Below are 12,426 nucleotides of genomic sequence, written 5' to 3' on the forward strand. Positions count from 1 at the left end.
CCGGGCCCGCCCGTCAGGCCCGGCCGGGCGTCCCCGGCCCGCGTCGCGCCGCCGTCCGTGCGGCGGCAGCGCGACGTCGCTGGGGTCGTCCGCGCGAGGTCGTCCCGTGTCCCTCGTCGGGCGCCCGGTCGAGCGGTCGGTCCGCCGGTCAGCAAGCCGAGGCGGCCATGATGGCGACAGCGCTCCCTGCGCCCGACGCCGGGTGTCAGGCGGTCCGCTCCGTCGCGGTGCCGTCGACGACCTCGTCGCGCACGAGCCCGCCGTTGATGGCGTACTGCTGCACGCGGGTGTTCCTCAGCAGACCGAAGTAGGCGCCCACGGCGATGCCGAAGTTCACGACCACCGCGTAGCCGACCTCGGCCACGTCGAAGGCGACACCCGCCTCGGTGGCGCCCAGCCACGCCTCCAGGAACGCCTTCAGGGCGGCCAGCGCGAGCAACACCAGGCCCTTCGGGCCGGCCGACCACGACTGCCGCATGAACAACGCCGCCGCGAGCGGCAGCAGGATCGTGAGCGCCAGCGACAGCACGCCCGCCAGGTTGGGGGCGAACAGATAGGTGGGCAGGTCAGGTAGGACGATGGAATCCACGGTCCCTCCTCCGGGTGGTCGCGGTGGTGACGATGCTCGTCGTGCTGCCGTCTCCGCAGCGTCACCGGGTGTTCATTCGGCGGCGCCCCGCTACACCACCCGGCCGTCGACCCCGATCGCCAACCCCCGGACGTCCTCGACGTGTCCGGCTGGGCGCCGACCGTGTCGAGCACGTGGTCAGCGATGCCGGCGGGCGGGCCCGTCCCGACGGTGGGCGGCGCGCGGCGCGTCGCACGGGGATGTCGTCGGACCCGGTGGGCACAATCGGCTGATGGAGAAACCACGGACAGTCTCGGCCGACGAGTGGCAGCAGGCCCGTGACGACCTGCTGAAAGCCGAGAAGGAGCTCACCCGCGCGCAGGACGCGCTCGCCGCCCGCCGGCGGCGCCTCCCGATGGTCCGGTTCGACAACGGCTACCGGTTCGACACGCCCGCCGGGCCCCGGACCCTGCTCGACCTGTTCGAGGGCCGGGGCCAGCTCGTGGTCTACCAGTTCATGGACAACGGCCCCGACCACCACTGCCCGGGGTGCACCTGGTTCACCGACAGCGTCCCGGTGACCGGGCTGGCGCGGCTGGCGGAGCGGGGCATCAGCTGGGCGACCGTGTCGGACATGCCGCTGGCGCAGATCGAGGCGTACAAGGCGCGCCGGGGCTGGACGTTGCCGTTCGTGTCGTCGCACGGCACCTCGTTCGCGGCGGACTGCGGGGCGGGGCGCGGCTTCATGCTCAGCGTCTTCCTGCGTGACGGCGAGGACGTCTACCGGACGTACAACACCACCGCCCGCGGCGTCGACCGGCTCGTCTTCGTCAACAGCATCCTCGACCTCACCCCGTACGGACGGCAGGAGGACTGGGAGGACTCCCCGCCCGGCTGGCCGCAGCAGCCCACCTACGGCTGACCCACCCGCCCGACTCGCCCGGCCCGCCCGGACGGCCTGACGGCGGCCCCACCGGAACGCGTGCCACCAGTCGGTGGTCACATGATCGTTCTTCCTGGCAGGGTTGACGGCATGGCCGCGTCGCTCCGCTCTCGTCTGACCGACTGGACCGTCTCCGTACCGCTGCTCGCGGTCGTGACGTTGATCCTCACCTGGGGGCGTGACCTACCCGGCCCCATCGTCGTCGTGGTGGCCGCGTTCCTGGCCGGCGCGGTGCTGGCGGCCGTCCACCACGCCGAGGTGGTCGCGCACCGGGTGGGGGAGCCGTACGGCTCGCTGGTCCTCGCCGTGGCCGTCACCGTGATCGAGGTCGCCCTGATCGTCACGCTCATGATCAGCGGCGGCGAGAAGGCGCAGTCCCTCGCGCGGGACACCGTCTTCGCCGCCGTCATGATCACCTGCAACGGCATCCTGGGGCTGTCGCTGCTGATCGGCGCGCTGCGCCGCAAGGTCGCCGTGTTCAACTCCGAGGGCACCGGCGGCGCGCTGGCCACCGTCACCACCCTCGCGGCCCTGAGCCTCGTGGTACCGACCTTCACCACCAGCCGGCCGGGCCCGCAGTTCAGCCCCGCCCAGCTGGCCTTCGCCGCCGTGGCCTCGCTCGCGCTATACGGCCTGTTCGTGATGGTGCAGACCGGCCGCCACCGCGACTACTTCCTGCCGGTCACCGCCGAGGGGCGGGTGGTCGACGCCGAGGTGCACGCCGAGCCGCCGCCGAACCGGGCCGCCCTGCTCAGCCTCGGCCTGCTGCTGGTGGCGCTGGTCGCCGTGGTCGGCGACGCCAAGACGGTGTCCCCGGCGATCGAGTCCGCCGTCGCCGGCGCCAACCTGCCGCAGTCCTTCGTCGGTGTGGTGATCGCGCTGCTGGTGCTGCTGCCCGAGACGATCGCCGCCGCCCGCGCCGCCCGCCGCGACCGGGTGCAGATCAGCCTGAACCTGGCACTGGGCTCCGCCATGGCCAGCATCGGGCTGACCATCCCGGCGATAGCGCTGGCCTCGATCTGGCTGGAGGGCCCGCTGCTGCTCGGCCTCGGCGGCACCCAGCTGACCCTGCTCGCCCTCACCGTCGTCACCAGCGTGCTGACCGTGGTGCCGGGACGGGCCACCGTGCTGCAGGGCGGCGTGCACCTGGTGCTGCTCGCCGCGTTCGTGTTCCTCGCCGCCAGCCCCTGACCGCCCGGCCCGCGTCGCCTGGTGCCGGGCGGCCGGGGGTGGCCGCGGTTCACGCGTCGTCGAGGCGGGCGTCGGGCATGACGCGCCGGACGCCGGGGTACTGCACCGGCATCGCCGACGCCGGGGAGGGCACTGTGACGACGCGCGTGGGACGACGGCCGCGAAGTGCGCTCGCCGGCCTCGCGGTGGCTCTCGTCGCGGCGGCCGGGTGCGTGGTCGGCGGCGTGGCCGAGCCCGAGGGGCAGGAGCCACCGCCGAACCGACCCGGCGGCGAGGCATCGCCCGGCGCCGGGCAGACCCGGGCCGACGGCACCACCAGCGTCGAGGAGTTCCAGCAGGACGTCGCCGACGCGCGGGGCATCGCCGAGCGGTACTGGGCGGCCCGGTTCCGCGCCTCGGGGGAGCGGTTCCGCCCGATCCGGCGGATCATCCCGTACCAGCGCGACGGCGAGGTCTCCTGCGGCGGGCAGGCGCTGCCGCGCAACAACGCCGTCTACTGCTCGGCCGGCGACTTCATCGCCTACGACGTGAACTGGTCGGTGGGGGCGTTCCGTCAGGTCGGCGACGCGTTCGTGTTCTACCTGCTCGGCCACGAGTACGCCCACGGCATCCAGACCCGGCTCGGCATCCGCTACAGCTACACCATCCAGCAGGAACTGCAGGCCGACTGCATGGCCGGGGCGTACCTGGGCGACTCGGTGCGCTCGGGGGCGCTGACGCTCGACGACGGCGACCTGGCGGAGTTCCGCGAGGGGCTGCTCGCCGTCGGCGACGACCCCGGCCAGCCGTGGTTCGCCGAGGGCTCGCACGGCACCGCCGAGCAGCGCACCGAGTCGTTCTTCCGCGGCTACGAGCGGTCGCTGGACGCCTGCGGCCTCGGCTGAGCGGCGCTCGCGGCTCGGGGCCCGGGTCGTTGAACAGGTCACCCCGGCGGCACCTGGGCGCACCGGCGGCGTCCCGGCTGAGAGGATCCCCGGAGTACGCCACCCGAGGGAGGATCTCCTGAGCAGCCACCACCCCGCCGCCGTGCTCTTCGACATGGACGGCACCCTGGTCGACAGCGAGAAGCTGTGGGACGTCGCGCTGCGCGAGCTGGCGGCCCGGTACGGCGGCACCCTCTCCGACGCGGCCCGCAGGGCGATGGTCGGCAGCAGCATGGCCGCGTCGATGCGCATCCTGCACGACGACCTGGGCCAGCCGGAACGCGACCCGCAGGCCAGCGCGGCGTGGATCAACACCCGGATCCTGGAGCTGTTCCGCACCGGGCTCAGCTGGCGTCCCGGCGCGCTGACGCTGCTGCGGGCGGTCCGCGCCGCCGGCATCCCGACGGCCCTGGTGACCTCCAGCAGCCGGCCCCTGGTGGAGGTCGCGCTGGACACCCTGGGGCGGGACAGCTTCGACGCGGTGGTCTGCGGGGACGAGGTCGACGCGGCCAAGCCGCACCCGGAGCCGTACCTGACCGCGGCCCGCCTGCTCGACGTGCCGATCGCCCGCTGCGTGGCGATCGAGGACTCGCCGACGGGGGTGGCCAGCGCGCTCGCCGCCGGCGCGGCGGTGCTGGCCGTGCCGGCGGAGGTGCCGATCGGGTCGCTGGACGGCGTACACCAGTTGGAGAGCCTGACCGGCGCCGACCTGGAGCTGCTGGCGGCCCTGCTCGGCGCGCCCCCGGCCGACGCCTGACGGGCGAGGAGCCGCCTGACGCGACGAGGGGCCCCGCCGGTCGGCGGGGCCCCTCGTCGCGCGTCGGGATCAGTCGTGGGCGATGGCGCCCAGGACGTTGATCCGGGCGGCCCGGATCGCCGGCAGCACGGCGGCGATCACCCCGATGACCGCGGCCAGGCCGAGGAAGATCCCCATCTGGGACCAGGGCAGCACCAGGTCGGTGATCCCCTCGTCGCGGAGCGCCTCCACCACGGCCGCGCCGAGACCGGCGCCGACGGCGACGCCGAGCAGCGCGCCGAAGACCGAGATCACCACCGCCTCGACGGTGACCATCCGCATGGTCTGCGCCCGGCGCAGGCCGATGGCCCGCAGCAGCCCGAGCTCCCGGGTGCGCTCCAGCACCGACAGCGCCAGGGTGTTGATGATGCCGAGCACGGCGATCACGATGGCCAGGGCCAGCAGGATCTGGATCATCGTGAGCAGGCCGTCGAGCTGGCCGGTCTGCTGGTCGATGAACGCCTCCCGGTCGGCCACCGACACCTCGGGGGAGTCGGCCAGCAGCGCCTCGATCTGCGGCTGCACGTCGGCGACCCGGGTGCCCGGGGCCAGCTGGATGAACCCCTGGATCGGCTGCGGGATGGTGAAGTTGCGCGCCGCCTCCGGCGGCAGCACCACCGGGTTCGTCAGCTGGGAGCTGGCGTAGATGCCGGTCACCGTGTAGGTCTGCGCCTCGCCCCGCGACAGCTGCACCGGGACCCGGGAGCCGACGGAGAGGCCGCGCGCCTTGGCGGTGTCCGAGCTGACCAGCATCTGGTCCGGCGCGAGCCGGTCGATGTCGCCGGCGGTGGCCTCGGCGCCGAAGATCTGCCGCAGCGCGGCGACGTCGCTGCTCGCCGCCACCCAGGTCCGTTCGCCGCCGACCACGGCCATGTCGCCGTACTCGCCGTCGGCGAGGCGCACGCCGGGGATCGCCGCGGCCTTCTGCAGCACCGCCGGGTCGAAGCTCGGCGGCCGGGGGCCGCTCTGCGCCCCGGAGATCACCAGCTCCGCCTTGAGCGTGTCCTGGGCGAGCGCGCCGATGCTGCTCTTCGCCGAGTCGAGGATCACCGTCACCCCGGTGACCAGGGCGATGCCCACCATCAGCGCCGCGGCGGTGATGGCGGTGCGGCGCGGGTTGCGGCCGGAGTTGAGCCGGCCCAGCTTGCCCGGCACCGACCAGGCGAAGATCGCGCCGAGCAGGCTCACCACCGGCCGGCTGATCAGCGGGGTCAGCAGCGCCACGCCGATGAAGGCGAACAGCACCCCGCCGAGGATGGTGGCCAGTGTGTTGCCGCCGGCGTTGCCGGTGAGCCCCAGGGCCAACAGCCCGGCGCCGACGGCGGTGACGACCGCGCCGGCCACGGTGACCTTGGTCAGCGGGCGGTCCGGGTTGGCCACGTCCTGCATCGCGGCGATCGGCGGGATCCGGGACGCCCGCAGCGCCGGCAGCAGCGCGGCCACGACGGTGATCACGAGGCCCACGGCGAACGCGCCGATGACGGCCGACAGCGGCACGCCGACGCCGGCCAGCGTCAACCCGCCGGCGAAGGTGCTGAACAGGTACGCCAGCAGCGCGCCGATGCCGATGCCCGCGCCGAGGCCGAGCACCGAGGCGATCAGCCCCACCGCGACGGCCTCCAGCACCACCGACCCGATGATCTGCTTGCCGCTGGCCCCGATGGCGCGCATCAGCGCCAGCTCGCGGGTGCGCTGGGCCACGATGATCGAGAAGGTGTTGAGGATCAGGAAGGTGCCCACCAGCAGCGCCACCGCGGCGAAGCCGAGCAGGATCCGGTTGAAGAAGGACAGCGCCTCCTTCATGCTGGCCGCCGCCTCCTCGGACAGTTGCTCGCCGGTCTTGACCTCGTAGTCGGCGCCCACGGCGGCGGCGACGGCGTCGCGCAGCGACTCCTCCGACACCCCGCCGGCGGCGGTGACCGTGATGTTGCTGAAGGTGTCCGGCGCGCCGAGCATCAGCCGCTGCGCGACGGGTGTGGTGAACATGATCTCGTTGGCGCCGCCGATGGAGTCCCGGCCGCCGCTGTAGCCGAAGACGCCGACGATGGTGAACTCCCGCTTCGGCTGGAGGGTCAGCACGCCGACGCGGTCGCCGACCTTCACCTTCCCGGCCGTGGCCAGCGCCTTGTTGATCACGATCTCGTCGTCGGCCTGCGGTGCCCGTCCCTCGCGCAGCTGCACCAGGTCGTTCTCGCCGGTCCAGTTCTCGCCGAGCTGCGGCGGACCGAACGAGGCGACGACCTTGCCGTTGCTGCCGATCAGCCGCGCCCCGTCGACGCCGACCACGCCGGTCGCCTCGGCCACGCCGGGCACCGCCCGGACCTTGTCGAGGGTCGCCGCCGGCAACGGCGGAGCGACCTGCATGCCCTCGGCCTCGGCTACGTCGATCTTCGGCTTGGCGGCGACGTTGACGTCCACCCCCTCGTACGCGTCGGCGAAGATCGCGTCGAACGAGCGGCCGAGCGTGTCGGTGAGCACGAACGCGCCGGAGACGAACATGACGCCCAGCACCACGGCCAGGCCGGAGAGGATCAGCCGGACCTTGCGGGCCAGCAGGCTCTTCAGGGTCGCCCGGAACATCAGCGAGCCACCTCGGCGACCGTGTCCAGCTTCTTCATGGTGTCCAGCACCGTGTCGGCGGTCGGCTCGATCAGCTCCGAGACGATCTGCCCGTCGGCGAGGAAGACCACCCGGTCGGCGTACGCGGCCGCGGTCGGGTCGTGGGTGACCATGACGATGGTCTGCCCGTGCTCGCGTACGGAGTTGCGCAGGAAGTTGAGCACCTCCGCGCCGGAGCGGGAGTCGAGGTTGCCCGTCGGCTCGTCGGCGAAGATCACCTCGGGGCGGGAGACCAGCGCCCGGGCGCAGGCCACGCGCTGCTGCTGCCCGCCGGAGAGCTGCGCCGGCCGGTGGCCCAGCCGGTCCTGCAGCCCCACCGTGGCGATCACCGTGTCGTACCAGGCCGGGTCGGGCTTGCGACCGGCGATCGACAGCGGCAGCAGGATGTTCTCCTTCGCGGTCAGCGTCGGCAGCAGGTTGAACTGCTGGAAGATGAAGCCGACCTTGTCGCGGCGCAGCTTGGTCAGGCCCGCGTCGCCCAGGCCGGTGACGGTCGTGTCACCGATCGACACGGTGCCGCGGGTGACCGAGTCCAGCCCGGCCAGGCAGTGCATCAGCGTCGACTTGCCCGAGCCCGACGGGCCCATGATCGCGGTGAACCGGCCCCGTTCGAACTCCGCGCTGACCCCGCGCAGCGCGATGACCTGCGCCTCGCCGCTGCCGTACACCTTCCACACGTCGTTCGCCCGGGCCGCGGCCTGCGCCTGCTGGCCTATCGTCGCGGTCACGTCATCTACCTCTTCCGTCTGTTTTTGATCCGCGCCGCCCCCGCTGGTCCGGCGCGGCAGTCCCATCATCGGTGCTCTTGAGCCCCGATCCGTCCGACTCCGGTCGGAGCCGGTGCCTAATTCGCGGTGCGGGTGCCCCCGACCCCGGCTCAGGGTTGCCCCTGAGCCGGCGGCCGGCCGAGCGCCTCCCGCCAGCGCGGGACCGATCCTGCACACTGACGCCGCGTGAAGGTCAACCACCCGGCCCCGCCGCCGGTCACGGTAGGTGACGGCGGCAACCGTGTCGGACCGTCGGCGGATCCCGGCGTACGCGGGGCCGCGCCGCGCCGCGGCGGGGCGCTACGCCCGTGGGCGGACCAGTCCCGACTCGTACGCCAGCACCACGGCCTGTACCCGGTCGCGCAGCCCCAGCTTGGTCAGCACGTGCCCGACGTGGGTCTTGATGGTGGTCTCGCTGACCGACAGCGCCCGGGCGATCTCGGCGTTGGACAGCCCCCGGGCCACGTGCACCAGCACCTCCCGCTCCCGCTCGGTCAGCGTGCCGAGGCCCTTCGGCGGGGCCGCCGCCGGGTCCGGAAGGGCGCCGGCGAAGCGGTCCAGCAGGCGCTTGAGGATCCGGGGCGCCACCACCGCGTCCCCGGCCGCCACGGTGCGGATCGCGGTGACCAGGTCCTCGGCCGGCACGTCCTTGGCCAGGAAGCCGCTGGCTCCGGCCCGCAGCGCCCCCACCACGTACTCGTCCAGGTCGAAGGTGGTCAGGATCAGCACCCGCACCGGCAGCCGGGCGTCAACGATCGCCCGGGTCGCGGCGACGCCGTCCATGCGCGGCATCCGGATGTCCATCAGGACCACGTCGGGCAGCAGCCGGCGCGCCAGGTCCACCGCCTCGACGCCGTCGCCGGCCTCGGCCACGATGTCCAGGTCCTCCTCGGTGCCGAGGACCATCCGGAAGCCGGTCCGCAGCAACGGCTGGTCGTCGGCGAGCAGGATGCGCACCGGCCGCGCCGGCAGTGTCGCGTCGGTCACCTGATGCCCCCGTCCTGGTCTCCGGTCACGCCGCGGGCCCCGCCCGCGATTGTCGCGTACGCCCCCCGGCCGGTCACGCCACCGCCGCCGCGCCACGGTGTTCCACCGGAATGCTCGCGTACACCCGGAAGCCGCCGCCGGGGCGTGGCCCCGTGCGCAGGGTCCCACCGTAGAGGGCGACGCGTTCGCGCATCCCGACCAGGCCGTGCCCGATCCGGTCGCCGCCGGGACCGGGGCCGCGCCCGGTGTCGGCCACCTCGACGCCGACCGTGCCGTCGCCGAAGGTCAGCCGCACCTGCGCGGTGGCCGCCCCGGCGTGCTTGAGCGCGTTGGTCAGCGCCTCCTGGACGATCCGGTAGAGGGTCAGCGCCACCCCCTCCTCCAGCGCCCCCGGGGTCCCCTCGACCCGCAGCGTCACCGGCAGGCCCGCCTCGCGCACCTGGTCCACCAGTGCCTCGATGCCGGTGAGGCCCGGCTGCGGGGCGAGGTCGGCCGCCGGCTCGGCGTCGGTGCGCAGCACGTCCAGCAACCGGCGCATCTCCCGCAGGGTGGCCCGGCTGGTCGCCTCGATGGTGCCGATCGCCTCGTCGGCGGCGGTCGGGTCCCGGGGCAGCACCCGGCGGGCGCCGGTGGCCAGCACCCCCATCACGCTGACGTGGTGCGCGACCACGTCGTGCAGCTCCCGGGCGATGCGGCGACGCTCGTCGGCGACCGCCCGGTCGGCGAGTGAGCGCTGGTTCTCCTCCGCGGAGCGGGCCCGCTCCCGCAGCGCCTCGGTGGCGGCCCGCCGCCCGTGCACGGCGCGCCCCACCGAGTACGACACCGCCCCGATCAGCAGGTTGTTCAACGCCAGGTACGCGGAGCCGACGCCTTCGGTCACGCCGTCCAGCGGCGCGACGGCGCTCACCGCCGCGACCGGCAGCCACAGCGCCGACGCCGCCGCGACCGCCGTCTTCAGCGGCCGGGTGGCGGCCATCGTGTAGGTGAGCACCAGGAAGGCCAGGCCCTGCGCGCCCGGCGCGAGGCCGAGCAGGGCGGGCACCGCCAGCGTCGCCACGGCCGCGGCGACGGCGGGCCACGGCGCGACCCGGCGCAACGCCACCGGCGCGGCGCAGAGCACGCTCCAGCCCAGCGCCGCCAGCAGGTGCGGCGGCCAGTACTCGCGGGGGGTGAGCGTGGTGAGCAGCACCTCCGCCGCGACGAGCCCGAGGGCGAGGAGAGCGTCCGCGGCGAGCGGGTGCCGGCGCAGCCACGCCTTGGGGCCCGAAGTCATACCGCGACGCTAGCCGCCGCCACGGCGGATTGATCGTCGCCGACGGTGAGGCCCGCCTCATCCCTGAGGAGGAGAGCCGCTCATCCGCCTCGGGGCCGGCCGGGCGCCCGGCCGCAGTGGTGTGTGGCCGACGTCACCCTCGTGCGCGGCGGGATCACTCGTCGGCGCCGGGGGGCGTCGGGCGGGACCGGGCGTCGCGCAGCGGATCTGTCGCCCCCTGCGTCGGGAACGGCGGCGGGGTGCCCCCGAAGCTCGGGCAGAGCGCCTGGTGGCTGCACCAGTCGCAGAGCCGGCTCGGCCGGGGACGGAAGTCCTGCCGCGCGGTCGCCTGCTCGATCGCCCGCCACAGGGCCACCACCGTGCGCTCGAAGCGGAGCAGCTCGTCGGCGTCCGGGGCGTAGTCGCAGACCTCCGCGTCCTTGAGGTAGAGCAGCCGCAACACGCGGGGAACCACGCCCCGGGTGCGCCACAGCACCAGCGCGTAGAACTTGAGCTGGAACAGCGCCCGCGCCTCGAACGCCTCCCGCGGCGCGCCGCCGGTCTTGTAGTCGACCACCCGCAGCGCGCCGTCCCGCGCCACGTCGAGCCGGTCGAGGTAGCCCCGGATCAGCAGCTCCTCGTCGACCACCGCCGAGATCAGGCTCTCCCGCTCGGCCGGCTCCAGCCGGCGCGGGTCCTCCACCGCGAAGTAGCCCTCCAGCAGCGCGGCGGCCGAGCGGAGGAACTCGGCCCCCCCCGGCTCGTCGCCGTGGGCGAACAGGCCCGCCAGCTCCGGCTGCTCGGTGACCAGCCGGTCCCACTGCGGGGCCACCAGATCGCCCGCGGCGGTCGGGGTGCGCCCGTCGGCGGGCAGGTCGAACAGCCGCTCCAACACGGCGTGCACCAGCGTGCCGCGGGCCTGCTCGACGGTCGGGCGCTCCGGCAACCGGTCGATGCTGCGGAACCGGTAGAGCAGCGGGCAGGTCTTGAAGTCCGCCGCCCGCGACGGCGACAGCGAGGCCCGCACGGTCGCCGGCACCTCGGCCGGGGAAGCGGGCTGCTGCGTGGTCACCGGTTCCGCCGTCATGCCCGGAAGGTTAGGGCACCGGTGTGACAGCTGTGCCGTCGCCGCTCCGGCGCATGATCTCCCGCCGCGTAGCATCGATCCGGTGGAGCAGACGAGGCAACCGCGGCGCCGGCCCGACCCGCGGCCCGGCCTGACCGTGGGCCGGGTCTTCGGGGTGCCGCTGCACCTCAACAGCTCCATGGTGCTGCTCACCCTGCTGGTGACCGTGCTCTACGCGGAGTTCGCCCGTCGCCAGCTCGACCTGTCCCAGCTCGCCGGCTACCTGATCGGTTTCGGGTTCGTGGTCTCCCTGCTCGGCTCGGTGCTCCTGCACGAGCTTGGTCACGCCCTCACCGCCCGCCGGTACGGCATCGGTGTGCGCGGCATCACCCTGGAGCTGCTCGGCGGCTACACGGAGATGGACCGCGACGCCCCGTCACCCCGCGTCGACCTGCTGGTGTCGCTCGCCGGCCCGGCCGTCTCCGCCGTGCTCGGCGCGCTCGCCGTCGCCGCCACCCTCGCCCTGCCCGACCGCACCCTGGCCAACCAGCTCGCGTTCCAGCTGGCGGTGAGCAACGTCATCGTCGCGGTGTTCAACAGCCTGCCCGGGCTGCCGCTGGACGGCGGCCGGGCGTTGCGGGCGGCGGTCTGGGCCCTCACCGACGACCGGCACCGGGGCACCGAGGTCGCCGGGTGGGTGGGGCGTGCCGTCGCCGTCGGCACCGCCGCGCTGGTCACCCTGTTCACCCTCACCGGGGACCTGGCGCCGCTCGCGCTGCCGCTGATGCTGCTGGTCGCGTTCACCCTCTGGCGCGGCGCCGGGCAGTCGATCCGGATGGCGCGGGTCAGCCGACGCTTCCCGCTGATCGACCTGTCCCGGCTGTCCCGGCCGGTGCTCGCCGTGCCCACCGGCACGCCGCTGGCCGAGGCGCAGCGCCGCCGGGCCGACGGCGCGACGCCGGGCGCCGCGCTCGTGGTCACCGACTCCGCCGGCCGGCCGGTCGCCCTGGTCGACCCCGCCGCGGCGGACGCCGTGCCGGCGGAACGTCGCCCGTGGCTGGCCGTCGACGCGGTCGCCCGGTCCCTGGCCGACCTGCCCGCCATCCCCGTCGGGCTCGACGGGGAGCGGGTGATGGAGACGGTACAGACCCACCCGGGCGCGCAGTACGTGGTGACCTCAGGCGAAGATGTCGTCGGCATTCTGCACATCGCGGATCTGGCTCGCCTCCTCGAACCCCAACGGAAGATGAACACGTGACCGCAACTCCCCCCGCCGCCCCGGCCGACCCGGGCACCGGGGTGCCCGCCCACACC

11 protein-coding genes are annotated in these 12,426 nt (G+C 74.2%); 5 read left to right on the forward strand and 6 right to left on the reverse strand.

The window, feature by feature from the left end; genetic code table 11:
• Positions 1 to 205 precede the first annotated feature (205 nt).
• Positions 206 to 589, reverse strand: coding sequence for a hypothetical protein (locus ACSNOB_RS16595; protein ID WP_436687454.1), 384 nt, complete (start codon positions 587 to 589; stop codon positions 206 to 208).
• A 271-nt stretch (positions 590 to 860) separates the two neighbouring features.
• Here ACSNOB_RS16595 and ACSNOB_RS16600 point away from each other — a divergent pair, with 271 nt between their 5' ends.
• The 4 genes from ACSNOB_RS16600 (at position 861) to ACSNOB_RS16615 (ending at position 4,382) form a co-directional block, all read left to right on the forward strand.
• Positions 861 to 1,490, forward strand: coding sequence for a DUF899 domain-containing protein (locus ACSNOB_RS16600; RefSeq protein ID WP_436687455.1), 630 nt, complete (start codon positions 861 to 863; stop codon positions 1,488 to 1,490).
• A 111-nt stretch (positions 1,491 to 1,601) separates the two neighbouring features.
• The gene (locus ACSNOB_RS16605; protein WP_436687456.1) at positions 1,602 to 2,702 is read left to right on the forward strand and encodes a calcium:proton antiporter; all 1,101 of its coding nucleotides are present in this window, start codon (positions 1,602 to 1,604) and stop codon (positions 2,700 to 2,702) included.
• Positions 2,703 to 2,836: 134 nt separating this feature from the next.
• Positions 2,837 to 3,586: a neutral zinc metallopeptidase gene (locus ACSNOB_RS16610; RefSeq protein WP_436687457.1), complete on the forward strand. Its 750-nt coding sequence runs from the start codon at positions 2,837 to 2,839 to the stop codon at positions 3,584 to 3,586.
• Positions 3,587 to 3,728: 142 nt separating this feature from the next.
• On the forward strand, positions 3,729 to 4,382 hold the full coding sequence (locus ACSNOB_RS16615; RefSeq protein WP_436687458.1) for an HAD family hydrolase: 654 nt from the start codon (positions 3,729 to 3,731) through the stop codon (positions 4,380 to 4,382).
• Between the two features lie 69 nt (positions 4,383 to 4,451).
• Here the strand turns inward: ACSNOB_RS16615 and ACSNOB_RS16620 are convergent, their stop codons facing one another.
• From ACSNOB_RS16620 to ACSNOB_RS16640, 5 genes are all read right to left on the reverse strand, one after another.
• Positions 4,452 to 7,001, reverse strand: a complete 2,550-nt coding sequence (locus tag ACSNOB_RS16620; RefSeq protein WP_436687459.1) for an ABC transporter permease — start codon at positions 6,999 to 7,001, stop codon at positions 4,452 to 4,454.
• Positions 7,001 to 7,768 (reverse strand): ABC transporter ATP-binding protein, encoded by a 768-nt coding sequence (locus tag ACSNOB_RS16625; RefSeq protein WP_436687460.1) that lies wholly within the window; start codon positions 7,766 to 7,768, stop codon positions 7,001 to 7,003. The genes ACSNOB_RS16620 and ACSNOB_RS16625 overlap by 1 nt, the downstream gene beginning before the upstream one ends.
• A gap of 339 nt (positions 7,769 to 8,107) precedes the next feature.
• The gene (locus ACSNOB_RS16630; protein WP_436687461.1) at positions 8,108 to 8,794 is read right to left on the reverse strand and encodes a response regulator; all 687 of its coding nucleotides are present in this window, start codon (positions 8,792 to 8,794) and stop codon (positions 8,108 to 8,110) included.
• Positions 8,795 to 8,867: 73 nt separating this feature from the next.
• On the reverse strand, positions 8,868 to 10,067 hold the full coding sequence (locus tag ACSNOB_RS16635; protein WP_436687462.1) for a sensor histidine kinase: 1,200 nt from the start codon (positions 10,065 to 10,067) through the stop codon (positions 8,868 to 8,870).
• A gap of 154 nt (positions 10,068 to 10,221) precedes the next feature.
• The gene (locus tag ACSNOB_RS16640; protein WP_436687463.1) at positions 10,222 to 11,133 is read right to left on the reverse strand and encodes a RecB family exonuclease; all 912 of its coding nucleotides are present in this window, start codon (positions 11,131 to 11,133) and stop codon (positions 10,222 to 10,224) included.
• 82 nt (positions 11,134 to 11,215) lie between these two features.
• On the opposite strand from ACSNOB_RS16640, the gene ACSNOB_RS16645 reads away from it, so the two are divergent.
• Positions 11,216 to 12,370, forward strand: coding sequence for a M50 family metallopeptidase (locus ACSNOB_RS16645; RefSeq protein WP_436687464.1), 1,155 nt, complete (start codon positions 11,216 to 11,218; stop codon positions 12,368 to 12,370).
• The last annotated feature ends 56 nt before the right edge of the window (positions 12,371 to 12,426 follow it).

Source organism: Micromonospora sp. URMC 106 (genome assembly GCF_051386395.1).
In the GTDB taxonomy this organism is placed as follows: domain Bacteria; phylum Actinomycetota; class Actinomycetes; order Mycobacteriales; family Micromonosporaceae; genus Micromonospora.

Coding starts and splice junctions, on each gene's coding strand:
- ACSNOB_RS16600 (WP_436687455.1), top strand. CDS start 861: ATGGAGAAACCACGGACAGTCTCGGCCGACGAGTGGCAGCAGGCCCGT.
- ACSNOB_RS16605 (WP_436687456.1), top strand. CDS start 1,602: ATGGCCGCGTCGCTCCGCTCTCGTCTGACCGACTGGACCGTCTCCGTA.
- ACSNOB_RS16620 (WP_436687459.1), bottom strand. CDS start 7,001: ATGTTCCGGGCGACCCTGAAGAGCCTGCTGGCCCGCAAGGTCCGGCTG.
- ACSNOB_RS16635 (WP_436687462.1), bottom strand. CDS start 10,067: ATGACTTCGGGCCCCAAGGCGTGGCTGCGCCGGCACCCGCTCGCCGCG.
- ACSNOB_RS16640 (WP_436687463.1), bottom strand. CDS start 11,133: ATGACGGCGGAACCGGTGACCACGCAGCAGCCCGCTTCCCCGGCCGAG.